General features: G+C 70.0%; 21 protein-coding genes and 1 pseudogene. 9 read left to right on the forward strand and 13 right to left on the reverse strand.

Features of this window, described 5'->3' with window-relative positions:
* Positions 1 to 188: 188 nt before the first annotated feature.
* The 4 genes from LNW72_RS37580 to LNW72_RS37595 form a co-directional block, all read right to left on the reverse strand.
* The gene (locus LNW72_RS37580) at positions 189 to 560 is read right to left on the reverse strand and encodes a DUF805 domain-containing protein (RefSeq protein ID WP_250979505.1); all 372 of its coding nucleotides are present in this window, start codon (positions 558 to 560) and stop codon (positions 189 to 191) included.
* A 126-nt stretch (positions 561 to 686) separates the two neighbouring features.
* The gene (locus LNW72_RS37585) at positions 687 to 3,263 is read right to left on the reverse strand and encodes a polynucleotide kinase-phosphatase (protein WP_250979506.1); all 2,577 of its coding nucleotides are present in this window, start codon (positions 3,261 to 3,263) and stop codon (positions 687 to 689) included.
* Positions 3,260 to 4,747, reverse strand: coding sequence for a 3' terminal RNA ribose 2'-O-methyltransferase Hen1 (locus LNW72_RS37590; RefSeq protein WP_250979507.1), 1,488 nt, complete (start codon positions 4,745 to 4,747; stop codon positions 3,260 to 3,262). Before LNW72_RS37590 ends, LNW72_RS37585 begins: the two co-directional genes overlap by 4 nt.
* Positions 4,748 to 4,838: 91 nt before the next feature.
* Positions 4,839 to 5,273, reverse strand: coding sequence for a MarR family transcriptional regulator (locus LNW72_RS37595; protein WP_250980461.1), 435 nt, complete (start codon positions 5,271 to 5,273; stop codon positions 4,839 to 4,841).
* A gap of 51 nt (positions 5,274 to 5,324) precedes the next feature.
* Between LNW72_RS37595 and LNW72_RS37600 the strand changes: the two genes are divergently transcribed.
* Together LNW72_RS37600 and LNW72_RS37605 are read left to right on the forward strand one after the other, a co-directional pair.
* Positions 5,325 to 6,068, forward strand: coding sequence for a dienelactone hydrolase family protein (locus tag LNW72_RS37600; protein WP_250979508.1), 744 nt, complete (start codon positions 5,325 to 5,327; stop codon positions 6,066 to 6,068).
* Positions 6,069 to 6,070: 2 nt separating this feature from the next.
* Positions 6,071 to 6,337 carry a DUF6295 family protein gene (locus tag LNW72_RS37605; RefSeq protein WP_250979509.1) on the forward strand — a complete coding sequence of 89 codons (267 nt, stop codon included), beginning with the start codon at positions 6,071 to 6,073 and terminating at the stop codon, positions 6,335 to 6,337.
* 9 nt (positions 6,338 to 6,346) lie between these two features.
* On the opposite strand, the gene LNW72_RS37610 is transcribed toward LNW72_RS37605, so the two are convergent.
* The 3 genes from LNW72_RS37610 to LNW72_RS37620 form a co-directional block, all read right to left on the reverse strand.
* A complete protein-coding gene (locus LNW72_RS37610; protein WP_250979510.1) occupies positions 6,347 to 6,715 on the reverse strand; it encodes a VOC family protein in 369 nt (122 codons plus the stop codon).
* Positions 6,716 to 6,796: 81 nt separating this feature from the next.
* Positions 6,797 to 7,945 (reverse strand): serine hydrolase domain-containing protein, encoded by a 1,149-nt coding sequence (locus tag LNW72_RS37615; RefSeq protein WP_250979511.1) that lies wholly within the window; start codon positions 7,943 to 7,945, stop codon positions 6,797 to 6,799.
* Between the two features lie 115 nt (positions 7,946 to 8,060).
* Positions 8,061 to 9,389 (reverse strand): aldehyde dehydrogenase family protein, encoded by a 1,329-nt coding sequence (locus LNW72_RS37620; RefSeq protein WP_250979512.1) that lies wholly within the window; start codon positions 9,387 to 9,389, stop codon positions 8,061 to 8,063.
* Between the two features lie 53 nt (positions 9,390 to 9,442).
* Here LNW72_RS37620 and LNW72_RS37625 point away from each other — a divergent pair, with 53 nt between their 5' ends.
* Positions 9,443 to 10,063 (forward strand): TetR/AcrR family transcriptional regulator, encoded by a 621-nt coding sequence (locus tag LNW72_RS37625; protein ID WP_250979513.1) that lies wholly within the window; start codon positions 9,443 to 9,445, stop codon positions 10,061 to 10,063.
* A gap of 80 nt (positions 10,064 to 10,143) precedes the next feature.
* On the opposite strand, the gene LNW72_RS37630 is transcribed toward LNW72_RS37625, so the two are convergent.
* The 3 genes from LNW72_RS37630 to LNW72_RS37640 form a co-directional block, all read right to left on the reverse strand.
* Positions 10,144 to 12,036: an alkaline phosphatase family protein gene (locus LNW72_RS37630; protein WP_250979514.1), complete on the reverse strand. Its 1,893-nt coding sequence runs from the start codon at positions 12,034 to 12,036 to the stop codon at positions 10,144 to 10,146.
* Between the two features lie 184 nt (positions 12,037 to 12,220).
* Positions 12,221 to 13,486 carry an iron uptake transporter deferrochelatase/peroxidase subunit gene (gene efeB / locus LNW72_RS37635; protein WP_250979515.1) on the reverse strand — a complete coding sequence of 422 codons (1,266 nt, stop codon included), beginning with the start codon at positions 13,484 to 13,486 and terminating at the stop codon, positions 12,221 to 12,223.
* Positions 13,483 to 14,658, reverse strand: coding sequence for an EfeM/EfeO family lipoprotein (locus LNW72_RS37640; RefSeq protein ID WP_250979516.1), 1,176 nt, complete (start codon positions 14,656 to 14,658; stop codon positions 13,483 to 13,485). The genes efeB and LNW72_RS37640 overlap by 4 nt, the downstream gene beginning before the upstream one ends.
* A 232-nt stretch (positions 14,659 to 14,890) precedes the next feature.
* Between LNW72_RS37640 and LNW72_RS37645 the strand changes: the two genes are divergently transcribed.
* From LNW72_RS37645 to LNW72_RS37660, 4 genes and pseudogenes are all read left to right on the forward strand, one after another.
* Complete coding sequence (locus LNW72_RS37645; RefSeq protein ID WP_250979517.1) at positions 14,891 to 15,175, forward strand: hypothetical protein; 285 nt, start codon at positions 14,891 to 14,893, stop codon at positions 15,173 to 15,175.
* 371 nt (positions 15,176 to 15,546) lie between these two features.
* Positions 15,547 to 15,968 (forward strand): annotated as a pseudogene (locus LNW72_RS37650) (tyrosinase family oxidase copper chaperone).
* 98 nt (positions 15,969 to 16,066) lie between these two features.
* Entirely contained in the window at positions 16,067 to 16,885 is an 819-nt protein-coding gene (locus tag LNW72_RS37655) for a tyrosinase family protein (protein ID WP_250979518.1), read from the forward strand.
* 73 nt (positions 16,886 to 16,958) lie between these two features.
* Positions 16,959 to 17,750: a maleylpyruvate isomerase family mycothiol-dependent enzyme gene (locus LNW72_RS37660; protein ID WP_250979519.1), complete on the forward strand. Its 792-nt coding sequence runs from the start codon at positions 16,959 to 16,961 to the stop codon at positions 17,748 to 17,750.
* A gap of 505 nt (positions 17,751 to 18,255) precedes the next feature.
* Here the strand turns inward: LNW72_RS37660 and LNW72_RS37670 are convergent.
* On the reverse strand, positions 18,256 to 19,488 hold the full coding sequence (locus LNW72_RS37670) for a S8 family peptidase (protein ID WP_250979520.1): 1,233 nt from the start codon (positions 19,486 to 19,488) through the stop codon (positions 18,256 to 18,258).
* 448 nt (positions 19,489 to 19,936) lie between these two features.
* On the opposite strand from LNW72_RS37670, the gene LNW72_RS37675 reads away from it, so the two are divergent.
* Entirely contained in the window at positions 19,937 to 20,611 is a 675-nt protein-coding gene (locus LNW72_RS37675) for a hypothetical protein (protein ID WP_250979521.1), read from the forward strand.
* A gap of 90 nt (positions 20,612 to 20,701) precedes the next feature.
* Here LNW72_RS37675 and LNW72_RS37680 read toward each other — a convergent pair whose 3' ends face one another.
* Positions 20,702 to 22,258: a ThuA domain-containing protein gene (locus LNW72_RS37680; RefSeq protein WP_250979522.1), complete on the reverse strand. Its 1,557-nt coding sequence runs from the start codon at positions 22,256 to 22,258 to the stop codon at positions 20,702 to 20,704.
* A 662-nt stretch (positions 22,259 to 22,920) separates the two neighbouring features.
* Here LNW72_RS37680 and LNW72_RS37685 point away from each other — a divergent pair.
* On the forward strand, positions 22,921 to 24,204 hold the full coding sequence (locus LNW72_RS37685) for a glycoside hydrolase family 16 protein (RefSeq protein ID WP_250979523.1): 1,284 nt from the start codon (positions 22,921 to 22,923) through the stop codon (positions 24,202 to 24,204).
* A 68-nt stretch (positions 24,205 to 24,272) separates the two neighbouring features.
* On the opposite strand, the gene LNW72_RS37690 is transcribed toward LNW72_RS37685, so the two are convergent.
* Entirely contained in the window at positions 24,273 to 25,301 is a 1,029-nt protein-coding gene (locus tag LNW72_RS37690) for an aminoglycoside phosphotransferase family protein (protein WP_250979524.1), read from the reverse strand.
* Between the last annotated feature and the right edge of the window lie 81 nt (positions 25,302 to 25,382).

The following is a 25,382-nucleotide window of genomic DNA, read 5'->3' on the forward strand; positions in this document are numbered from 1 at the left end:
ACGTTCCGCACATAATCGGGACTCCTAGGTCGATGAGGTCGATCGGGCTGTCACAGGGCAGTGCAACAGACGGCCGCCCCGCAGGGCAACCGCTTTAACCACCGCCCGCGAAGCGCCGGAACGCCGACTGCCCACCGGCGAGGCCGGTGGGCAGTCGGAGGAATGCGGGCGGCGCCGGCCGCACATGGTCAGGCGAAGTGGGCGTCCTCCACCGGGACGGCCTTGGGGTTCGGGCCGTGCGCGTTCGTCCGCTGCTCACTGTCGGCGCTCAGCATCACCAGCAGGCAGATGAAGCCCGCGAACGGGATGAGCCCGATGAGCACCCACCAGCCTCGGCGCCCACTGTCGTGCAGCCGGCGGACGGTGACTCCCAACGTGGGGAGGAACGTGGGAACGGCGTACACCAATTCGATCCACGGCTGCGATCCGACCGCGAAGTCGATGATTGCCAGAGCGACGCCGATGACGGTGCTGAACAGGGTGAACATCCAGTATTCCCGGCACCGTGCGCGCCCGCCGAATACCGCGTATTTCTTGAGTACATCGAAGTAGTAGTGCATTTCGTCCCCCCATAGGACTGATAGGCCCGTCCTAGTGGATCAAGCCAGACGGGAGAACGATAGGGGGGTGATGTGCACGGGTCAAGGGGAAATGTCCCCCTGGTTGGGGTTCGGCCGGGACTGCGGTCACAGTCTCGGGTCGACCGGTTCGGACTCCAGGGCCAGGACCGCGAAGACCGCTTCGTGGACGCGCCACAGCGGTTCGCCCGCCGACAGCCGGTCCAGGGCCTCCAGGCCGAGCGCGTACTCGCGCAGCGCGAGCGAGCGCTTGTGGCCCAGGAAGCGGGAGCGCAGTTTGGTGAGGTTGTCCGGGCGGGTGTACTCGGGACCGTAGATGATCCGCAGGTACTCGCGGCCCCGGCACTTGATGCCGGGCTGGACGAGGCGCCCGTTCTCACCGCGCACCAGAGCCTGGAGCGGCTTGACGACCATGCCCTCGCCGCCGGCGCCGGTCAGCTCCAGCCACCACTCGGTACCCGCCGCGACCGACTGCTCGTCGGCGGTGTCGACGATGAGCCGGCGGGTCGCCTGCAGCAGTCCCGTCGGGTCGTTGGAGACCAGACGGTCGATCAGGGTGAGCTGTTCGTCGTGCGGGAGCGCGGCGAGGCTGCGGCCCTGGGCGGCCAGGATCTGGAAGGGCGCGAGGCGCACCCCGTCCAGGCCCTCGGTCGGCCAGCAGTAGCGCCGGTACGCGTCGGTGAACGCGGCGGCGTCGGCGGCCCGGCTGCGCTGGCGCGCGAGCAGGTCCGACACCGCGGTGCCACGTGCCGACGCGGCCTCCAGGGCGGCGATCGCGCCCGGGAACACCGCGCCCGACGCGGCGCCCACGGCGGCGTACTGCCGGCGCAGCAGACCGGACGCCTTCAGCGACCACGGCATCAACTCGGCGTCGAGCAGCAGCCAGTCCGTCTCCAGCTCGTCCCACAGCCCGGCGGTCGTGACGGCTTCCCGTAGCCGGGCCAGGATCTGCTCGGTGACCGCCGGGTCGTCGAAGAACGGACGCCCGGTGCGGGTGTGCAGCGCGCCGCTCACCCCCGGTTCGGTGATCCCGAAGCGTGCCCGCGCCACCTCCGCGTCACGGCAGACCAGCGCCACCGCGCGCGAGCCCATGTGCTTCTCCTCGCACACCACCTGGCGTACACCGTCTTCGCGGTAGGCCGCGAAGGCCTCGTGCGGGTGCTCCAGATACCCTTCCTCCCGCGAGGTCGCGCACGGCGACATCGTCGGCGGCAGGTAGGCGAGCAGCCGCGGGTCGACCGCGAACCGGCTCATGACCTCCAGCGCGGCGGCCGCGTTCTCCTCGCGGACCGCGACCCTGCCGTGCTGCGACGTCTCGACCGCGCGACGGCCCGCCACGTCGGCGAGGTCCAGCGGCCGGCCGTCCTGGCCGCCCGGTGTCTCGGTGACGAGCGGCTTCACCGGCTCGTACCAGACGCGCTCGGCCGGAACGTCGACGAGTTCGCGCTCGGGCCAGCGCAGCGCGGTCATCTTCCCGCCGAACACCGCGCCGGTGTCGAGGCAGATGGTGTTGTTGATCCACGACGTGTCGGGGACGGGCGTGTGCCCGTAGACGACGGTGGCGCGGCCCCGGTAGTCCTCGGCCCACGGGTAGCGGACGGGCAGGCCGAACTCGTCGGTCTCGCCCGTGGTGTCACCGTAGAGCGCGTGCGAGCGGACCCGGCCGGAGGTACGGCCGTGGTACTTCTCCGGCAGACCGGCGTGGCAGACCACGAGCTTGCCCTCGTCGAGCACGTAGTGGCTGACGAGCGACTCGATGAACTCCAGCGCGCGGGCGCCGAACTCCGGCTCCTCCCCGGCGGTCTCCTCCAGCTGCTCGATGGTCTCGGCGAGCCCGTGCGTGTGCTGCACGTTGCGGCCCTTGAGGTAGCGGCCGAGCTTGTTCTCGTGGTTGCCCGGCACACACAGCGCCGAACCGGCGGCGACCATGCCCATGACGAGGCGCAGCACGCCGGGGCTGTCGGGACCGCGGTCGACGAGGTCGCCGACGAACACGGCGGTGCGCCCTAGCGGGTGCACGGCGCCCACCGGCCGGCCCGCCGCGTCCCGTTCCAGGGCGTAGCCGAGCTTGGTGAGCAGCGTCTCCAGCTCGGAACGGCAGCCGTGGATGTCACCGATGATGTCGAACGGCCCGCTCAGGTGCCGCAGGTCGTTGTACCGGCGCTCCAGGACGATCTCGGCGTCGTCGATCTCCTCGGTACCGCGCAGGACATGTACCTTGCGGAAGCCCTCACGCTCCAGCCCGCGCAGGGAGCGGCGCAGTTCGCGCTGGTGGCGCTGGACCACGTGCTTGGGCATGCCGGCCCGGTCGGGGCGCGCGGCGTTGCGCTCGGCGCAGATCTGCTCGGGCACGTCGAGGACGATGGCGATCGGCAGTACGTCGTACTGGCGTGCCAGGCCGATGAGCTGCTTGCGGCTCTCGCTCTGCACGCTGGTCGCGTCGATGACGGTCAGACGTCCGGCGGCGAGCCGCTTGCCCGCGATGTAGTGCAGCACCTCGAAGGCGTCACGGCTGGAACTCTGGTCGTTCTCGTCGTCGCTGACCAGGCCGCGGCAGAAGTCGGAGGACAGGATCTCGGTGGGCTTGAAGTGACGGGCCGCGAACGTCGACTTGCCGGAGCCGGTGGCTCCGATGAGGACCACGAGGGACAGGTCGGTCACGGGAAGTGTGCGCTTGCTGGTCATGCGGCCGACTCCTCCTTCGGGGTCCGAGCGGTCTGAGTGATCTGCTGGAGGGTGAAGGCCGCCAGCTGCGTCGGCGGGCCGACCTCGGGGTCGTCGGGTCCCACCGGGACGTACACCACGTCGTACCCGTGCCGCCGTGCGACGCGGTCCGCCCACTCGCGGAACTCCGCGCGCGTCCACTCGAACCGGTGGTCCGCGTGCCGGACGTGTCCCGCGGGCAGCGTCTCCCAACGCACGTTGTACTCGGAGTTCGGCGTCGTGACGACGACGGTTCCGGGCCGGGCGGCGCCGAAGACGGCGTACTCCAGGGCCGGCAGCCGCGGCAGGTCGAGGTGTTCGATCACCTCGCTGAGCACAGCGGCGTCATAGCCCTTGAGCCGGGTGTCGGTGTACGTCAGTGAGCCCTGCAGCAGCTTGACGCGGGCGGCCCGGTGTTCTCCCATCTGCTCCAGACGCAGCCGGCGGGAAGCCGTGTGCAGCGCCCGCACCGATACGTCGACACCGACGATCTCGGTGAAGCGGACGTCCTTCAGCAGCTCGCCGACCAGCTGACCCTGCCCGCAGCCGAGGTCGAGTACCCGGGCCGCGCCCGCGGAGCGCAGCGCTCCGAGGATCGCGTCGCGCCGCTGGGCGGCCAGCGGCGCCGGCTTCTCCTCGGTGTCGGTGGTCTCGTCGACGGCGTTGTCGATCTCCTCGACCTCGATGTCGTCGGCGTCCGCGAGCCGGGCGAGCTCCAGGCGCTCCATGGCCTGGCGCGTCAGGGCCCAGCGGCGGGACAGATAGCGGCTGGCGATCAGCTGCTGCTCGGGGTGGTTCTCCAGCCAGCCCTCACCGAAGCGCAGCAGCTTGTCGACCTCGTCGGGCGAGATCCAGTAGTGCTTGGAGTCGTCCAGGACCGGCAGCAGGACATACAGGTGCCGCAGCGCGTCCGACAGCCGCAGCTCGCCCTCCAGCGTCAGCCGCACGTACCGCGAGTCGCCCCACTCGGGGAACTGCGGGTCCAGCGCGATGGGTTCGGCTCCGACGGTCCAGCCCAGCGGCTCGAACAGCGCCCGCACCAGGCCGGCGCCACCGCGGGCGGGCAGCACCGGCACCTCGATCCGCAGCGGCAGCGGGGCCGCGGCGCGCTCGGGGTGCGTGCGGCACTCTCCGCGCAGGGCGCTGGAGAACACCGTGCGCAGCGCGACGGCCAGCAGCGACGAGGCCGCGTACGGCCGGTCGTTCACATACTGCGCGAGCGCGGCGTCGGGCGCCCCGCCCCGGTCCTTGCCCTGGCCCTTGGCGCGACGCACCAGCGCCACCGGATCCACCTCCAGCAGGAGCGCGGCCGTGCAGATCTGTGCGGACGCCTCGGGGTAGAAGACGTGCGCGTCGCCGTAGGAGGTCGAGAAGGCCTGGGCCTTCTCCGGGTGCTTGTGCAGCAGGAAGCCGAGGTCCGTTGCGGGACGCTCGTCGTTGCCGGTGAGAGATATCGTCAGGAACACATGCTCGAGTATTGACGGGTTTACCCCCTGCCACCAGGCATTTTCGATGACGGAACGAACTCGGCGCCCTGGGCGCGGGACGGCCCGGCGGTCAGACGCTGCGGGCGATCCGTTCGAGCAGCGGGATGGCGGCGGCCAGTTGTGCCCGCTCGGCGGGCGTCAGTTCCTCGGAGATGGCCCGGGTCAGCCGCCGGGCGCGTTCCTTGTGGGCCCCCAACAGGCCTTCCCGTCCCGCATCGGTGAGCGAGAGCACGATCCGGCGGCCGTCGTCCGGGTCCGGGGCCCGGTCCACCAGTCCACGCTCCTGCAGCCCGGCGATGATCGTGGACATCGACTGCGGGCGGATGCCCTCGCCCGCGGCGAGTTCGGCCGCCGCGGCCGGGCCTTCACGGCCGAGCCGCACCAGTACCGAGGTCTGCGACAGCGTCAGTTCGCCGTCCGGCTTCACCTGCCGCAGTCTGCGAACCATCGGCCCCAGACAGGCGCGCAGGTCCGCCGCGATGCGTGCCGCGTCACTCTGGATCATCACAGTCATCAGTATAAACTGATCAGTTCTCCCTTATGATATAGGTGTTCCATGAGTGATTCCCTGACTGCCGAAACCATCCGGATTACCGGGCACGGCGGCGACGAGATCGAGGCGTACCTGGCCCGGCCCCAGGGCCAGGAGCGGCGCGGGGGCGTCATCGTCATCCACCACATGCCCGGCTACGACCGGGGCACCAAGGAGATCGTCCGCCGCTTCGCCGAGCTCGGCTACGACGCGATCTGCCCCAACCTCTACTTCCGCGAGGCGCCGGGCGCCGCTCCCGACGACGCGGCGGCGGTGGGCAGGGCGAACGGCGGAGTCCCGGACGCACGGCTGATCGGCGACGTCTCCGCCGCGGCGGCCCACCTGCGGGCGCTGCCCACCAGCAACGGCAAGGTCGGCGTCATCGGCTACTGCTCGGGCGGCCGGCAGAGTGTGCTGGCGGCCTGCAACCTGGACCTCGATGCCGCGGTGGACTGCTACGGCGCGTTCGTCACCGGCACCGTGCCGGCGGAGTTCCCGCTGCGGATCACCAACCTGGTCGGCCAGCTGCCCCGGCTCCGCGCTCCGCTGCTCGGGCTGTTCGGCGCCGAGGACACGTACCCCACCCCCGCGCAGGTGGCCGAACTGGGGCAGATCCTGACCGCCAACGGCAAGGACTTCGAGTTCCACAGCTACGAGGGCGCGGGCCACGCCTTCTTCTCGACGAACCGCCCCGCCTACAACGTGGCGGCGGCCAACGACGGCTGGGAACGCATCGCCGCCTTCTACGCCGACCACCTGGGGGCCTGAGCATGTGCACCTACACCACCGTCAAGGACTCCGTCGACGGCAGCGCCAAGGGCCCGAACGGCTCCTGGTTCCATGTCACCGATGTGACGGTGTACTTCGACCACCCCGTGCACGCCATGGCCGAGCACACCCTCAACATCGACTTCGCGGACCCCGCCAAGGGCCCCTCGGCACGCGTCGCCCTCGAACTGACCGCGGATTCCGGCCGCCGCCTGATCGCCGCCCTCCAGGAAGCCCTGGCGGCGGTTCCGGCCGAGCTGGCGGTCTGACGGTGCCCGTCAGCCGTGCGTGGTGTCGATGACGCAGAAGCGGTTGCCTTCCGGATCGGCGAGCACGATGAAGTCCGCGTCATCCGGATAGGAGTCCCAGTCGACGCGTTCGGCGCCGAGCGCGACCAGCCGCTCGACCTCGGCGGCCTGGTCGGCCGCGTCGCCGGCGTAGAGGTCGAGATGGATACGCGGCTGGTCCTGGACCGGTGTCCCGCTGAGGCCGAGGGACAGCTGTGCCCCGGTGCCTTCCGCCGGTACCAGGACCACCCAGTCGTGCTCGGCCTCCTCGCGCGGTACGTATCCCAGGGCCTCCCTCCAGAAGGCCGCCGCGCGCGGCACGTTCGAGACACCCAGCACGATGGAGCCGATTCTCAGCATGGGCCGATTCTGGCAGTGGTCGGCAGTCGTCGGAGGCACCGGCACGACGGCCGAAGTCCCCGTCGCGTGAGGCTTCGGCGCTCAGGCGTCCGCCGCGTAGCGCCAGAAGTCGCGCATCACGGCGGGTGGGGTCGGGCCGGACATCTCCAGCTGGCTGAGCAGGATGGTGACGGCGCCGGTGGACGGGGTGATGTGCGCCGCGGTTCCGGTGCCGCCGACCCAGCCGTAGCGTCCCGGCACGTTCCACGGGTCGATGGCCGCGACGTCGACGGAGCCGCCGTAGCCCCAGCCCTGGCCCTCGAGGAACAGCCGGCCGGCGTCGCGCTGGGGACCGGTGAGGTGGTCGGTGGTCATCCGCCGCACCGATGCGGACGACAGAAGCCGGCGGCCGTCGGCGGTTCCGTCGGCGAGCAGCAGCCGGGCGAAGGCGTGCCAGTCGTCGACGGTCGAGACCAGCCCACCGGCGCCGGACGGGAACGTCGGCGGGCTGCTCCACTGCCGGTCGGGGGCGTCGACCAGCTGGAGCCCGCCCGCCGGATCGGTTCGGTAGTAGCTGGTGAACCGGTCGAGTTTGCCGGCCGGCACCTCGAAGCCGGTGTCGGCCATGCCGAGCGGCTCGAACAGCCGCTCCGCCAGGAACTCGTGCAGCGGACGGCCCGCCACCCGGGCGATCAGCACGCCCAGGATGTCGGAGCAGGTGTTGTACAGCCAGGCCTCGCCCGGCTGGTGGAGCAGGGGAATGCCGGCGAGCGTCGCCATCCAGGCGTCCGGCGGCGCGGTGTGCTGCGGCTGCGGCGGTCCCTGCTTCAGTTCGCTGAACAGCAGGCCGACCGCGGGCAGCGAGAAGTCGGACGGGAAACCGTACCCGGCACGGAAGGTGAGCAGATCGGCCACGGTGATCGCTCTGACCGCCGGGACCACGTCGTCGACGGGGCCCGCCGGGGTACGGACGACCGTCGGTGCCGCCAGCTCCGGCAGCCACTGCCCGACCGGGTCGTCCAGTGCGATCCGGCCGTCGTCGACCAGCATCATGACCGCCGCGGCGATGACGGGTTTGGTGATCGAGGCGATCCGGAAGATCGAATCCCTGGCCATCGGCGAGGTGCCGTCGGCGTCGGCGGAACCGACGACCCGCACCTCCACCTGGTCGCCGCGGGCCACCAGGCCCACCGCTCCCGGCAGCGGTCCCTCGCTGACATGCGCTTGCAGGATGTCGTGCAGGTTCGTCATCGGTCCACCTTCTCGAGTGTGCGGTCAGAGGCAGGACTCCCGCCGCGGCACGGAATCATCGGTCCCGAGCCGCACGATCCGTCCCGGCGCGTCCCGGTCCAGCCGCACCCCGGCCTCACGACAGCGGCTTGTCCAGGACCGCCTTGCTGTGGCTGAAGGTGTCGATCGAGTACTCGCCGTGATACCGGCCCATCCCGCTCTCGCCGACGCCGCCGAAGGGGAGTTCCGGGGCGGTGAGATGGGCCACCGGGATGCCGAAGGTGAGCGCGCCGGAGGAGGTCTCGGTCAGCAGGCGCTGCTTGGTGTCGTCGGACGCGGTGAACGCGTACAGGGCGAGCGGCTTGTCACGGTCGTTGATGAACGCGATGGCGGCGTCGAGGTCCGGTACGGACACGATGGGGAGGACCGGGCCGAAGATCTCCTCCTTCATGACGGGGGAGCCGGGGGAGACATCGGCGAGCACGGTGGGTGCCAGATAGCGCGTCGCGCGGTCGTGCGTGCCGCCGGTCACGGTGCGTCCGCTGTCGAGGAGGCCGGTGAGCCGGTCGAAGTGCCGCTCGTTGACGATGCGCCCGTACTCGGCGGAAGCGGCGGGGTCGGCGCCGTACAGCTCGTGCACGGCCGAGGCGAGGTGCGGCTCGACGGCCTTGGCCGTGTCGCCGATGGCCAGGACGTAGTCGGGGGCGACGCATGTCTGGCCGGCGTTGAGGAACTTTCCGAACACGATCCGCTGCGCCGCCGCGGCCAGATCGGCGTCCTGGTCGAGGACCACGGGGCTCTTTCCGCCGAGCTCCAGCGTGACCGGGGTCAGGTGCTTGGCGGCGGCGGTCATGACGATCCGGCCGACGGCGCCGTTGCCGGTGTAGAAGATGTGGTCGAAATGCTGCTCCAGCAGCGCGGTGGTCTCCGGGATCGCGCCTTCGACGACCGCCACGGCCTCGGTGTCGAGGTAGCGGGGGAGGAGCCGGGCCATCGCGGCGGAGGTCGCGGGCGCCAGCTCGCTGGGCTTGACGACGACGCAGTTGCCGGCCGCCAGTGCTCCGACCACGGGCGTCAGGGCGAGCTGGAGGGGGTAGTTCCACGGCGCGATGACCAGGACCACGCCGAGCGGGTCACGGACGACGTACGCCTGCGCCGGCAGGAGCTTGTCGGGAAGCGCGGCGGGGCGCGGGGCCAGCCAGGTGTCGAGGTGCTCGAGGGTGTGGTCGATCTCGTTGATCGTGAAGCCCACCTCCGTCCGGTAGCCCTCCTTCAGGCCCTTGCCCAGGTCTGATCGCAGAGCGGCGGTGATCTCGTCGCTGTTGTCCACGAGGAGGGTGCGCAGGGCTGCGAGCTGGGCGCTACGCCAGGCCGCCGGCTTGGTGCGGCCGGTGGCGAAGGTGGAGCGCAGGCGGTCGACGACGCCGGCGGCGTCCAGGTCAGGGGTTTCGTCATGGGGTGTCATGAGACCCAACGGTACACAAAACGAAAAGCTTTCGTTTCGTATACCCTGATGACGTGACCGAGCACACCGAGAACGATTCCCCCGTACGGGGCAGGCGCCGTGACGTCGGCCGTGACCGTGTCCTGCTCGAGTCCACGCTGGAGGTCCTGTACGAGAAGGGCTACGGCGGGCTGACGACGGCCGAGGTCGCCAAACGGGCCGGCGTGTCCACGGCGACGCTCTACCGCCGGTGGAGTTCGAAGCAGGAGCTGGTCATCGGCACCGCCACCCAGTGGGCCCGAGACCTCGGGCCCGGCGAGGACACCGGCACCCTCGACGGAGACCTCACCGCGCTCCTGCGGGACAAGGCCAGCACCCTGGACGGACCCGGGGGCCGGCTGCTGCACGTCCTCATCGGCGAGGCCGCCCACAACCCGGCGCTGGCCCGGGTCCTTGACGACGCCGTCGTCCAGCCCGTCCGGGACCGGTCCGCCGCGCTGGTGGCGCGCGCGGTCGCGCGGGGCGACATCCCGCCCCTGGAGGACCCCCACGTGCTGGCCGACCTGGTGGTGGGAGCGATGGTCAGCCGGGTCTTCCTGACGCCGGGCCCGTCCCAGCCGTCCCCCACGGGCGAGGCGATGGTCCGCGAACTGCGCCCGTTCCTGCTGCGTGCCCTGGGGGCCCGGCCCGCCTGACCGTCGGGTCCGCCGACCGTCCCTGAGCGCACCGAAGGCCGCCCCCGGGATCCGCGGGGGCGGCCTTCGGCGGGCGGTTCCTACCGGGCGGTGTTCGTGCGCGCCTTGCGGCGGTGGATCAGGAGCGCGAGGCCGCCGCCGGCCGCGAGCACCCCGGCGGTGATGCCGAAGGGGAGGACGGCCGAGGAGGAACCGGTGTCGGCGAGCGTCTGCGGAGCCATGTTGCTGACCGGGCCCGTGGACGCCGACGGCGCCGGGTCGGTGGACGCCGCGGGCGCCGGGGCGGGGTTGCTGGGGATGTCCTTGACGGACTTCACCGAGCCGTCCGTGTTCAGCAGCACCTGCTTGCCGTTGGGGTGCTGGAAGTCGAAGGCCGATGTGAGCGATCCGGCACGGGTGTCGAACGAGGCGTCGCCGATGCGGTCGGTGTGCCAGTTGTCCTCGATGAACCGGGTGATCGAGGCCTGCTCGGTGCGGGTGTGGTCGACGGAGTTGACCTTGCTGTAGGGGGAGATGACCAGCAGGGGCTGACGGGTGCCGGGGCCGCAGCGGTCGGCGTAGCCATGGGCGGCGGCGGGGCCTGCCTGGCAGGCGGGACTGTCGACCGTCTTGCCGTTGGAGCCGATCGCGGTGTTCTTCGAGCCGTTCGCCGGCTTGGCGTAGGCGTGGTCGTACCAACCGTCGGAGTCGTCGTAGGCGACGACAACCGCGGTGTCCTTCCACTCCGGCGACTGCTGCACCTTGTTGATCTGCTCGACGAGGAAGTGCTGCTCGTCGATCGGGTCGGAGTAGGCGGCGTGGCCGTCCTGGAATTCCGGCGCCTTGAGGAAGCTGACCGAGGGCAGGTTCCCCGTCTTCAGCGCGCTGTCGAAGTCGGTGAGGTCGTAGTTGTGGTTGGCCTGCCCGTTGTGGCCGATCTCGGCGACGCTCGCGGGCGCCAGGTGGTGCGGGTTGGACGTCGACCTGTAGTACTGGAACGGCGAGTGGTGCGGGCTGTAGTCGACGACCTGGGCGCCACCCAGATTGGTGTGGGTGTTGCCCGCGCACTTCGCGTAGTGGTCCTGCTGTCCGTCCCAGGCGGTACTGGGGCGGAATCCGCCCTGGAACCAGCCCCAGCTGACCTTCTGGGCGTTGAGCAGGTCACCGATGTTGCGGCCCTGCATGACGGCGAGGGCGTTCTTGCTGCTGTGGTCGGTGTCCGAGCAGTCGTCGAAAGCCGGGTCCGGGTCGTTGATCAGCGTGCCGACGCCCTTGGCGTCGGGCGAGACAACGGTGTACGGGTCGGGGGTCGCGGTCTGCTTCGGGTGCTCGGTGCCGGAGGCCGGATCGACGGAGATCACTCCGTGGGTCTGCGCGGAGATGAGATTGAGGGCCCCGGGGGTGGACGGTCCATAGGTCGTGCCGTAGGAGTTGTCGCCGAGCGAGTAGTGCTGGGCGTAGTTCCACATCGCGGTGACGGTGTTGCCGTCGTAGTAGTCCATGACCAGGCCGGGCTCGCCGAACAGGTTGCCGGAGCACTTGCCGGAGTCGGTGTTCTGGACGTACTGGTCGGCCTTGCCGCCGTTGGCCGCGTACTGCTCGGGGCCGTAGTTGTGGTTCTGGTCGCAGGTCATGGCCTGCTGCGGGCTCAGCCGCTTGGGCAGGTACTGGTTCGGGTTCTTCGTCAGCAGACCGGCGGTGCGCAGGGTGTCGATGTTCTTCGGGGTGCGCCGGTCCGCGGTGAACGTCGTACCGTCGGTGTTCGCCGCCACCGGGTAGGTGCCGAAGTAGTGGTCGAACGAGACGTTCTCCTGGAAGACGACCACCAGATGCTTCACCGGGGTGGCCGTCGCGCCGCCGCCGGGGTGGTGGTCGGGGGAGTCCGCCTGAACGGGGCCCGCCCCACCGAGAAGGGTGAGTGCCGCGGCACCTGCGAACGCTCCCCAGCGCGCGGCCCGGCGTCCGGGACCCGTCGCTCTTCCTGCGTTGCCCATGTTCTGTCAGCCTCCGCTGTCGACCAGTCGCGATGTAGGTTACGGAACGCGATCCTTCGTTCGGCCCGCGACACTCTGACCGCCTATCAGTGTCGTGCGGGTGAACAGCCGGTCAGGAATAACAGGCCAAGGCTTGACTCGCCGTTGACCGTTCCGGGTGGGGCATCGCCGGAGTGATCGCCTGCTATGACGGTATGTGCGGATTCTGGGCGAGCAGTGCCCGGCCGAGCCAGTCGGTGCGGTCCCGTACGCCGGGCAGGACGAAGAAGTAGCCGCCGCCGAACGGCTGGACGTAGTCCACCAACGGCTCGCCCGCGAGGCGCTTCTGCACGGTCTCGAACTGCCGGACCAGGTCCTGCTGGTAGCAGGAGAAGATCAGCCCCATGTCGAGGTTGCCGTTGGTGTCCATGCCCCGGTCGTAGTTGTAGCCGCGGCGCAGGATGCGCTGGCCCTCGGTCTGCGGGGTGCGGGGGTTGGCGAGGCGGATGTGACTGTCCAGCGGGATCACATCGCCTTTGGGATCCTGCGCGTACCTGGGCGCGTCGAACTCGGCGTCACCGTCCAGCGGTGCACCGGTGTCGCGGCTGCGGCCGAACATCCGCTCCTGCTCGGTGATCGAGACCCGGTCCCAGAACTCGACGAGCATCCGGATCAGCCGCACCACCTGGTAGGTGCCGCCTGCGGTCCACGACGGCTCGGCGCCCGCGCCCACCCAGAGCAGCCGGTCCGCCTCGGTCGCCTTCGCCGTGTCCGGGTTGGCGGTGCCGTCCTTGAACCCGAGGTGGTTGCGGGGCGTTCCGCTCGGGCGGGGCGGGCTGGTGAAGCCGTCCATTCGCCAGCGCACCTGCAGACCGCCGCGGGTGTGACGGGCGATGTCGCGCAGGGCGTGCAGCACGACGTCAGGGCTGGACGCGGACAGCTGCAGGCTCAGATCACCATGGCACCAGGCCGGGTCCAGATCGTCGTCGGGGAACGACGGCATCACACCCAGCCGCAACGGTTTGAGGCCCGTCAGTCCGAAGCGGCCGTCGAACAGGGAGCTCCCCACCCCGGCCGTGATGGTCAGACCACCTGAGGGGACCTGCGGGCCGAGCACCCCGGAGTCGGACGGCGGTGCGGTGATCCCGACCGGGGGCGGGGTCCCGCCGGTGGCCAGGAACCGGTCCCGGTCGGTGAGCGTACGGAGCAGCTCCGTCAGCTCCCGGCGGCCCTCGGCGGTCACGTCGAACGAGACCATCGCCGTGGCGCGCTGCGTCGGCGTGAGGATTCCGCTCTGGTGCGCACCGTGAAAGTCGCCGGGCGCGGTGGTGTCCGTCGAGTCGGGGGCGGACGAGGCCGCGCTGGGCTCGGCGTCCGGCAGGGTGGCTCCCGACATCGCGGCTCCGGCCACCGCGGTACCGATACCCGCGGCCGCACCGCGCAGGAATCCGCGTCGTCGCACCTCGCTCATGTCGTTCTCCGCACATCGCACAGGGCCGCCACCGGGGCCAGCCGTTCCACCAGTTCGCTCATGTCGCTGTTGATCCGCTGCCGGTCCGCGCGGGGCAGCGTGCCCAGCGGCGCCCAGGCCCCGTCCCGGTCGAAGGCGTCAAGGGTGTGCTGGGTGCGGTCCAACCAGGAGTCCAGTCGCGGCAGTTCCGGGAACCGGGTCGCCAGCAGTGGCCGCAGCCGGCCGAGCAGCTCCCGTGTCCCGTCGAGATTGGCGCGGGCGGTGGCGAGGTTGCTGCCACTGCCGTAGTCGGTGCGCCCGGTCAGTTCCCGCTGCACGGTGTTCTCCAGGATCTCGTGCGCGCGCAGCCCCAGATCCGCCGGGTCCATCCGCTCCTGCGGCCACCCGTCACGCAGCGTCCGCACCGCCTCGGCGAGAGCGTTCGCGGGACCGCGCAGCGACGCCGCGGACTCCCCGTGCCACAGCCCGTACTCGACGCGGTGGAAGCCCGCGAAACCGGGGTCGGCAAGGCCGCCGGACAGCCCGGCCGTCGTCCCGTCGATCGCGGAGTCCGCGTCCCCGAACGTTCCGTACGCCGCGCCCATCCGCTCGTAGACCAGATGCGCGGGCAGCCACGCGCGCCGGGCCGCCGCCAGGTCTCCGGCGTCGACGGCGTCCTTCAGCGCATCGGTCCGCTGCGCCAGCTCGACGGTTCTGGCCTGGATCCACTGCTGGTAGGCCAGCGTCGGCGGGATGAGGTCGTGCGCCGTCACGGGCACGGCGGCCGGTCCCCGTGCGGCCGACCCCCCGGCCACCCGGACCGTGGGGCCGGTGACGGCGTCCGCGTCGTCGGGCAGGCACTTGAACGCGTACGCGCCGTTCCCCAGCACCACCCGCAGCGGCCGGGTCGTGCCGGGCGCCAGCCCCTCCACCTCGCCGTAGACCGCGCCGGTGGCCGGATCCAGCAGGTCGACCTCGGCCGCCCCGCTGGAGGTGTTGCGGAGATCGAACACCTGCGTCCCCGGTTGCGGGCGTACCCATCCCCGGCCGCAGCTGCTCCGTGACACCTCCACCGAGGTGTGCGGCAGGCCGTCGGCCGCGTGCGGCGGCGCCGGGTCGTCCGCCGTCCGCGGGCCGTCGGGCGAGCCCGCCCACAGGGCGAGCCCCGCGATCAGTGCCACGGTGGCGACCATGCCTCCCGCCAGCCACAGCTGCCGACGCCGGCCGTGCCACGGCGGCCGGCCAGGGTCTGCGACCTGCCCCGGAGGATCGTCGGTGTCCTGGCCGGGATCGGAGACGGGGCCGGGCACAGCGGGCCTCCAAGGATGTCGGCTGGGGGAAGGCGTCGTCGTTCATGCTAGGGCGAAGCGCGGGAGTCGAAGGACGGGTTTACGCTGGTGGTGAGGTTCGCTCCGGAGGTGCGCTGTGCCCCGACGCCATCATTTCCACCTGGATCATCTCGGCCATTCGATCACCGTCAACATCCGCTCCGGCGTGAGCCATGACGTCGAGGTGCTGGTCGACGGCAAGGAAGTCGCCCACCAGCGCGTCCGCGCCGGGTCGAGCGTGCTGACCGCTGAACTGCCGGAGGACCCCGCCCAGCCGTTCCAGATCCGCATCCACCAGCCGCGCTTCGGCTCCAGCGTGCCCCAGTGCGTCCTGAGCCTGGACGACGTCGACCGGACGATGCCGTCCCGGCTCGTGGCGTGAGCCTGCGTTCACTCCACCCCACGTGCTGGTCCCCTGCTCGACGTCGCACGCTTTTGCGTCGTGATCTTTTGGTGGGGGACATCACCATAATTCCCGTACAACCCGAGGATTTGTCGTCTCGCTGGCTGTATTCGGGAGATTCTTGCGTCCTTACCCCCATGGTGCCGGACGTTCTGCAAGATCCACTCCGTTCAACTTTCCACATCTTGCGAGGGAATGTCCGGTAAGGAGCCAACCGGTAAGACACTCCTTTCCCCGTGCGGCCGCCGCCTGCGAACATCCCGGTCGGGAGATCACGAAATGTGACTACCCGTTGGGATTCCTGCCTTCTGGGGTCGAAGTACCCGAAGGCGACAAGATGGGGGCCGTACATGTCTGAACTCACCCGCCGCAGCGTGCTGCGCGGCGCCGTCACCGGCGTTGCCGCCGCCGCGTTCACCGGGGTCGCGCTGGGTCTGCCGGTGGCGCTGGCCGCACGGGGCACCGGGAACGACGCCGGGAACGACATCGACAACACCGCGGGGTCCGTCCCGCACACCGGACCTGAGGCGTTCGACGAGACCTACCGGGGCCGGCGCATACACGGCGCGCCGCAGGCCGGCGGCGGACACCACCACGGGGGCCGGGCTACGCGGTGTTCGTGGACGGCAAGGAACTGCATGTGATGCAGAACGCCGACTCCTCCTGGATCAGCGTCGTGAACCACTACGAGACGTTCGCCACGCCGCGTGCGGCGGCCCGGGCCGCGGTGCTCGAACTGCAGGGCGCCGCGCTCGTTCCGGTCGCCGTCTGACCCGATCGCCGCCCCACCCGAACCGCCGCACCGGCATCCGGCCCGTCGTGACCCGACCCGTCGGAACCCGAACCACCCGCAAAGGACGAAGACTTTCCATGGCAGTCCGTCAGAACCAAGCGAACCTCACCGCCGCGCAGAAGCGTGCCTTCACCGACGCCGTACTGGAACTCAAGCGCAGTGGCCGGTACGACGATTTCGTCACCACGCACAACGCGTTCATCATGTCCGATGTCGACAACGGAGAGCGGGTCGGGCACCGATCGCCGTCCTTCCTGCCCTGGCACCGCAGATTCCTTCTCGAGTTCGAGCAGGCGCTGCAGTCGGTCGATGCCACGGTCATGCTGCCGTACTGGGACTGGACCCGGGACCGTACGGCGTCCGCCTCCCTGTGGGGTGCGGACTTCCTCGGCGGCGACGGACGCGCCAGCGACGCGCAAGTGACCACCGGCCCGTTCGCCTTCAACTCCGGACGGTGGGCGGTGAACGTCCGCGTCGACTCCCGCAACTATCTGCGCCGCCAGCTCGGCGGCGGAGGCCGCCCCCTGCCGACCCGGGCCGAGGTCGACTCCGTCCTCGCCATGCCCGTCTACGACATGGCCCCGTGGAACAGCCAGTCGAACGGTTTCCGCAACCACCTGGAGGGCTGGCGCGGCGTGAATCTGCACAACCGTGTCCATGTGTGGATCGGTGGCCAGATGGGCACCGGCGTGTCGCCCAACGACCCGGTGTTCTGGCTGCACCACTGCTTCATAGACAAGCTGTGGGCGGACTGGCAGCGACTGCACCCGACCTCGCCGTACCTGCCGGCCACGGGGACGCCGGACGTCGTCGACCTGCGCGAGACCATGAAGCCGTGGAACGACATCACCCCGGCCGAACTGCTCGACCACACCTCCCGCTACACCTACGCCTGACCTGACCCGCCCGGCGGCGGAGACGCGCACCAAGAGCGGTGGCGCTGTCGGAGGTGCGGTCTATCGTGACGTCATGAGTGCTTTGAGCCATGACCGCCATTGCTCCGAGATCGTCGCGCAGACCGGCTTGTTGTACGCCTCCATCGAGGGTGCGGACCTGACGGTCCCGGTGCCTTCCTGCCCCGGGTGGAACGCCGGCCAGCTGCTGCGACATCTCGGCGGCGGCCAGCGCTGGGCCGAGGAAGTGGTCCGGAAGCGGGTCACGGAGCCGGTCCCGGACGATCACTTCCGTGATCTGTCCGCGTACACCCGCGAGGACCCCGCGGTGCTCGGACCGTGGCTCGTAGAAGGCGCCGCGCAGCTGGCGGAAACGCTGCGCGGCGCCGGGCCGGACACGAAGCTGTGGACCCCGGTCACCGGGGGCACCACCGCGTTCTACGCGCGCCGGTTCCTGCACGAGACGGTCATCCACCGGGCCGACGCGACCCTGGCGATCGGCAAGAGGTTCACCGTCGAGGAGGAGGTCGCCCTCGACGGCATCGACGAGTGGATGGAACTCGGCGCGCTGCCGATGCACTTCGAGGTCCACCCCTGGATGCGCGAACTCCTCGGCCCCGGCCGCACCCTGCACTTCCACGCCACGGACACCCCGCCGCAGGCGGCGGCGGAGTGGCTGATCGATCTCACCGGCGACGCCATCGTCTGGCGCCGGACCCACGAGAAGGCCGCGGTCGCCGTACGCGGCCCGCTGTCCGACCTCCTCCTGATCATCTACAAACGCCTCCCGGTCAGGACCGAAGGCATCGAGATCATCGGTGATGTGGAACTGCTCGACTACTGGCTGGAACGCATCGGCTTCGGATGACACGTCCTCCCGCAGCCCCACGCGGCGCCGGGCCGCCGACTCGTCGACAGTCCCGACAGCGTGGAACTGGGGCATGCGGCCCGGAGACCCCGGTCCGCACGAGCCTCCCGATGGGATCAGACAGCGCGCGGGCTGGGCTTGAGAACGGCGAACTCGGCGCCGCCCGGGTCGGTCAGGCAGGACATCCGTCCCGCATCCATGACGTCGAAGGGCTCGACCGCACGGTCCCGCCGGCCTGCTCCACCGCCTTGGTGTTGGGTGCGCCGGTGGTGAAGTCGGTCGTGAGCATCGTGACGATCCTGCCTCTCGCGGATGCGGTCGGAGCATGAGCCCGGGGAGGTTCACCCCGAGGTGAACGATCCCTGGCGGATGGTAGTGAAACGCCCATTGGAGGACATCGCGAATGGCCGAGCGGCGGCCCCCGAGAACGGGGCCGGCGGCTCCGGCGGGCCTGGAGCCGCCGGCCCGCCGGCCGCGCGGTGCGGGTACGGGTTCTGGGTGGGGGTCAGATGCCGTCGGTGAACAGGAGCTTGTTGGGGGAGGTCTTGCTGACCCCGCTCAGGACGTCCTTGGTGGCGGTGTCCGCCAACCAGGTCGCGATGTCCTGCGGAGTCGCGGCCGGGTGGGTGGTCTTGTACAGCAGCGCCGTCCCGGCGGCGTGCGGGGCGGCCATGGAGGTGCCGTCCAGGGCGACGCTGCCGCCGCCGATCCTGGCCGACACGATGGCCTGTCCGGGAGCGTAGAGCGTCACGCACTTGCCGTAGTTGGAGAAGTCGGTCTCCTGGTCGAGCCGGCTGCTCGCGCCGACGGCCACCACGCCGTCCGCGGACGCCGGGGAGGTGTTGCAGGCGTCGGTCGCTTCGTTGCCCGCCGCGACGACGGGCAGCACGCCCAGATCGAGGAGGGAGCTCACGGCGCTGTTGACCATGGAGGACACCGGGCCGCCGAGCGAGGCGTTGAGGACCGCCGGCTTGCCGGGGTTCATCGCCGCGTTCGCCCCCGCCCATTCGAGTCCGGCGATGACCTTCAGGCTGCTGCTCTTGCCGGCACAGTCGAGGACCCGGACGCTGATCAGCGTCGCCTGGCGTGCGACGCCGTACGTCTTGCCGCCGATGGTGCCCGCGACGTGGGTGCCGTGTCCCTCGCAGTCCGCTCCGTTGCGTCCCTGGGACGGGAACGCGTCGAAGCCGGGGACGGCGCGGCCCTCGAACTCGCTGTGGTTGTAGTCGATGCCGGAGTCGAGGACATAGGCGTTGGCGCCGGCACCCGTGGCGGTCACGGTGAAGGTGTCGTCCAGCGGCAGGTTCGGCTGGTCGATCCGGTCCAGACCCCAGGACGCCGAGGGCGCCACCGCCCTGGCGGAGGCCGCCTTCGCCGGGGTGCCGGGCTCAGGAGCGCGGACCTCGGCGTCCTGCTCCACGGCCAGGACGTTCGGGTTCGCCCTGACCTTGGCCAGCTGTGCGGCGGACATCTTGGCGCCGAAGCCCCGCAGCACCCTGCTGAACCTGAACAGGGAGGGCACCCCGGACTTCGTCACCGCGTCGGCGACGTTGGCCGTCGGCTTGAGCTGGACGATGTACTGGTCGGCGATGGGGGACGACGCCGGGATGCGGAGCGGCGCGAGAACGGGTGCGCCCGCCCCGGCGGGGCCGGGCTTCGCGGCGGCGGACAGCGGACCCGCGGTCACCAGGGCAGCGGTGACGGCGGTCGCGAGGGCGAGCTTGCTTCTGGTTTTCACCCGCGCAGGCAATCACGCGAGAACATTCATATTCCAGGGCATATGCCGCGAGTCGCTATTTTTCTGTGAGGGGTTCGGGCCGGATCCTGGTTCGCAAGGCCAAAGGAACTCAAGCGGAATGCGACCGAATGAGTTCGTCGGTAGTGGGCGCCTTGGGGAAGTCTGCGAGAAGTGCTGTGGAGGATAAGGGTTTCTCCTAATCTGTCTGGTGGGTGCTCGAACCGTAGCGGCCAGGAAATAGATCTTGCGCTCCGCGGCGTGATCTTGGGGAAGTCCTGGCCTGACCACGGCGCGAGTCCGTCAAAACTCTGGGGGGAACCAGATCATGTCCAGTCAGTCCGGAACCACACGGCCGAGCTCTCCGGAGCCGAGCGATCCGACCCCGGGCAATCCGATCCCGGGCAATCCGACGCCCGGTATTCCGCGGCCGGCCAATCCGCCGCGACCGGTGAATCCACCGGAGGGTGCCGCGCCGAACGTAGCGGCCGGCCGGAGCGACCTCAACACCACGCTGACGAACATCAGGGAGCTGCTGACCAACATCGTCGGCATCGTCACTGTGGTGACCTCCGCGCTGGTGACCTTCGGAGCCGGTGCCGTCGTCGGCCACCAGACCGCCTCGCCCGAGCCGGGCCCGGCCCCCACCGTCCCGGCGCCGCCGGTGGTGACGACCCCGCCGACCACTCCCGGACCCACTCCGACCACTCCTGAACCCACTCCGACCACTTCGTCGCCACCGTCGACGCCCGCCGTGCCCAACGGAACGGTTCTCGGGAGCTACAGCGTCAATCTCGGTTTTGGCCACTCCATACCCCTGGGTCCCACGAAGCCCACGCAGTCCCAGTTCAGCACGACGGGTTTAGGAGATCTGGGCACGGCCGCGCCGGCAGACCATCTGGTGTTCGTTCCCATCAACGGGGACAAGATGCTGAGCCTTTCGGCGGGTAGCACGCCCAATTACGAGGCCTGCGCGACCAACACCGTGTTCGCCACTCAGGCCGACAGCGCTCCGGGAACATCGTTCTGTCTGATCGAGAACGGTAGAATGGCCGGCGTCACGATCGCGTCGGCCCAGCCGGCCTATGTCGTACTGAACGTCACGGTGTGGGCGAACACCAACTGATCGACGAGCGGCCCGGGTGAAATCGATCGGGTCCTGAATTCCGCGGCCGATCGGTGATCCCCCGGTTCAATCCGGGGGATCACCGGTCGTTCAGCTGGGGAGATGCCACTGCTGGTTGGCGGCGGCGCTGTTGCAGGTCCAGATCTGGAGCCGGGTGCCGTTGGCGGAACTCGGTCCCGAGGCGTCGAGGCAGCGACCGGAACCGGCGTTGACCAGGGTGTTGCTGGTGCCCGGGGTCCACTTCTGCGCGGTGCTGCCGTTGCAGTCGTACAGCTGGACCTTGGTGCCGTTGGCGGTACCGGCGGCGGTGACGTCCATGCACTTGCCCAGCGCCTTCACGCTGCCGTCCGCGCCCACCGCCCAGCTCTGCGCGGCGGTGCCGTTGCAGTCGTACAGCTGCACCGCGGCACCGTTCGTGGCACTCGCACCGGCCACGTCCACGCACTTACCGCCGTAGCCCGTGATCGCACCCGAGCCGCCGCCGGTGCCCGTCACCGTCAAGCTGTAGGTGGCATTCTGGGCACCCGACGAACCGGTGCCGGTGACGGTGACGGTATACGTGCCCGGTGCGACCGCCGCGGTCGTGGCCACGGTCAGCGTCGAACTGCCTCCCGAGGTCACCGACGCCGGGCTGAACGACACCGTCGCTCCCGACGGAGCACCGCTCGCGGTCAGCGCCACGCTCTGCGCCGTACCACCGGACGTGACGGCCGTCGTGACCGTGGAGGTGGCCGAGGCGCCGGGTGCCACCGAGCCCGAGGCGGGCGTCACGCCGAGCGTGAAGCCGGCGCCCGGATTGGACGCACCGCCGCCACCGAGCCACTTGATGCCGTTGAGCAGGAACTGGTTCTGCTGGGCGCTGGCGAAGGTCGACGACAGCGCGGTGTTGGTGTCGTAGTTCATCGCGTTGTGACCGAAGTTCGCATACAGCATCTTGTACTGGCGGTTGGTCCAGATGATCGGGTAGTAGCCGCTGTACCAGGTCTGGGCGGGGTCGGTGCCGACCGGGAAGGTCGACGGGTCGAGGGAGGCCAGGATGTCGATGTTCGGGTTCTGGCGCAGGTCGTTGTTCCAGCTGTACCACTCGCTGACCGACGAGGCGATGGTGGCCGGCAGCCCCGCCATCGACGGGTGCGCACGGTCCTCGACCTTCAGCGTCTCGGCCGTCGGGCCCCAGGTGTTGCTCTTGAAGGTGCCGGTGCCCAGGAAGGTGTTGTGGTACCAGGACCAGTCACTGGGAGTGGCGTCGTTGTAGGCCGAGACGTGGAAGCCCATCCAGCCGCCGCCGTTGTCCATGTACGTCTTGAACGCACTCTGCTGGGCCGCGGTCTGCGGGTAGTTGTCCAGGAACAGGACCACCTGGTACTTGGCCAGGTTGGCGGTGTTGAGCTGGCTCCAGTCATTGGTAGAGGTGTACGTGAAGCCGTTCTCCGCCGCGTGCTGCGGGAACCACTGGTTGGCCTCGTGGACGAAGCTGATGTGCGCCGCGTCGTACGTGCCGTCGTAGAAGGCCAGCACCTTGAAGGTGGGGGCCGCGTGCGCGGTGCCCGAGTCCGGGACCGCGGTGAGGCCGAGCAGGAGCATGCAGAGCGCGAGCAGGCGTATCAGTACGCGTTGCACGGGGAGTGCCGTGCGGGTTCGCAACATGGGACGGGGTTCCTCCTGGGCACGGCGGAGTGACAGTGGGGGGATCGCGCGGAGAGACCGAGGTGCGGCCGTCGGCAGAGGGCGTGCCGACAGGGATCGGTGGCCGGGGCCGATGCGGGTCGGTCGCGGCCTGGTGGGGCGGGCGGGAAGGCCTACGGACACCCTCCTGACAGAGCATCAGTAGAAGACTTCACTTTGTTCACGACTTAATCCAGGTGGTGATTTAACCGAGGGGACACGGCCCCGTCAAGACCTCGTACAGGCCCCGCGGTTGTCGCTCGAGGATGGTTTTCGGTGGCCCGCGCAACCCACAGGGGTGCTGTACTGCGCCGATGGCCACGGAAGGACCGGAAGAAGCCGCCGTGGTCTTGACAGCGTCGTGGTCTAGTCCAAGCATGGTCGTGGTCGTACAGCGTTTCAGGACACTGTCCCGACCAGCTCGGGCCGCACCTCGACCGGCCGGACATCAACCGTGGGGCTCTGCCTGGGGCTTGTCGTGTACCGACTGTTCCGACGCTGCGGGGCGCCGGAAGCGGTACCTTGCCCCAGCTGACCCCTCGCACACGCGTGCCCGCACGGGCCGGTATGTGCAGCCCAGGTGTCGCCATGTCCAGCGGCTTGAGCGCTTGCCCCCGCCTCGTTCCCCCACTGAGGAGCCCGTCATGTCGGCGTCACCCCCCACCCGACGTATAAGCCCCCGCCCCCTCGCACTGTTCGCCGCCGCCGTGCTTCTGCTCTGCGGCTGGCTCCAGCAGGCGCTGTCCCCACAAGCCGCCGGCGCCAAGAACACCTCTCCCGCGGCGGCCGCCGCCACATTCACCGATGACTTCAACGGTGCCGCGGGAAGCGCGGTCGACAGCTCCAAATGGGGCTACGAGACCGGCGACAACGTCAACAACCACGAGCGCGAGTACTACACGAGCGGCAACCACAACGCGGCCCTCGACGGCCAGGGCAATCTCGTCATCACCGCCCGCAAGGAGAACCCGGCCAACTACCAGTGCTGGTACGGCACTTGCCAGTACACCTCCGCCCGGCTCTCCACGCCCACCAAGTTCACCCAGGCGTACGGTCACTTCGAGACCCGTATGAAGCTCCCGCGCGGCCAGGGCATGTGGCCCGCGTTCTGGATGCTCGGCAACGACATCGGCACGGCCGGCTGGCCCGGCAGCGGTGAGATCGACATCATGGAGAACGTCGGCTTCGAGCCCGGTTCCGTACACGGCACCATCCACGGCCCCGGCTACTCCGGTGCCGGAGGCATCGGTGCCGGTTACACGCTCCCCGGCGGCCAGAGCTTCTCCGACGCCTTCCACACCTTCGCCGTGGACTGGGCGCCGAACTCCATCAAGTGGTCCGTCGACGGCAACGTCTACGAGACGCGCACCCCCGCCGACCTCAATGGCAACCGCTGGGTGTTCGACCACCCCTTCTACCTGCTCCTCAACCTCGCCGTGGGCGGCGACTGGCCCGGTGACCCCAACTCCGGCACCACGTTCCCGCAGCAGCTCGTCGTGGACTACGTGCACGTCACCACCAGCGACACCACGGGCGGCGGCACTGGCCACCCGCTCACCGGAATCGGCAACAAGTGCGTCGACGTAGCGGCGTCGAACAGCGCCAACGGCACGCCCGTACAGCTCTACGACTGCAACGGAACGGGCGCGCAGGCCTGGACCTCCTCGTCCGACGGCACCCTGCGAGCGCTCGGCAAGTGCATGGACGTCACCGCCGCGGGCACCGTCGACGGCACCAAGATCCAGCTCTACGACTGCAACGGGACCGCAGCGCAGAAGTGGACCGCGGGCGCCGGAAGCACTCTCGTCAACACCGGATCAGGCCGCTGCCTGGACGCCACCGGCGCCAGTTCCGCCAACGGCACCCGGCTCCAGATCTGGGCCTGCAACAGCTCCGCCGCCAACCAGCAGTGGCACCTCGCCACCTGACCTGACCAGCACGTCGGAGCGTCATGTGCCCGGCCGGCCCTCGAGCCGGCCGGGCACACCCCGGAGCGTTACGGTCGTTCGCCCGGGACCGGCCGAATCGCGGACCAGCGGGCGAGCATCCGTTGACGCATGTCCGTACTGAGGCTGCTCACGCCCTGGAGCGAGGCATGGCCGGCGGTCATCCTGCCGACGACACCGAGCCGGTGGACGAGCCGCTGCCGGGCGGTCGCGGTGCCCCACTTCCAGTCCCGCCTCGGGACCCGCGCCAGGTGATCGGTGCCGTCGCGGTACGCACGCTGGACGAGCGCGTCGCCGCGGATCAGCCACCCGGCGCACGCGTCGGTGAGATCACCCTGCATCTCGGAGCCGGTCGCCGCGTGCCACGCGGTTCGGTAGGCGCTCTCCGCCCGCTCCAGCAGCGCTTCGGACGCCGAGGTGACACACCAGCAGGTGGGAAATCCGATGCGCAGGTAGGCCAGCTCCATCACACCGCTCCCCAGCGAGGCCTGCTCGAAGTCGATGAACCTGACTCCCACCGTGGTGTGCAGGTCGTTGCCAGGGCACGGATCCCCGTGCAGAAGCGCATGCCCGGGTGCTCGCCCGAGCCGGTCGACGAGGGCTTCCAGCTCACCGGACACACCGGGCGGCACGGGAGCCTCCAGCACCGCGGCCAACCGGAGGAACGAGTCGACGTCGGCCTGACGCGGACCCTGCCAGCGGGGGAGCGCGCCGACATCCTCCGGACCGGTAGTGGCGTGCAGTCGCGCCAGTGCGGCGGCGTAGCCGACCATCCAGTCGCCGGCCGGGCGTTGCTGCTCCCAGTGCTCCAGCACCACCACACGCTCGCCGGGATCGACGGCCAGCACCACGGGCACCACGGGTGATGCGGCACGGCCGGCGAGCCGTAGGGCGGTCACCTCACGTGCATACCGATCGGCGGCGTCAGGGCCGTCCACGAACTGCTTCACCACGGCCGACGCTCCAGGCAGCTCAATGCGCCACACACGTGAACGGGGGCTGCTGCTCAGTCTGCGGGAGCGACCGGTCGATCCCAGCTCACTCCTCAACTCGTCCCCGAACGGCAGTCGCGACCTCATGGGGACATCCTGACATGCGGCCCCACGCCGGCCGGCCGCCCTGAACCTGGGCTGCGCTCCACTCCGCTGCGAGCGGGCTGG

This window comes from Streptomyces sp. RKAG293 (assembly GCF_023701745.1).
Taxonomy (GTDB): Bacteria; Actinomycetota; Actinomycetes; order Streptomycetales; family Streptomycetaceae; genus Actinacidiphila.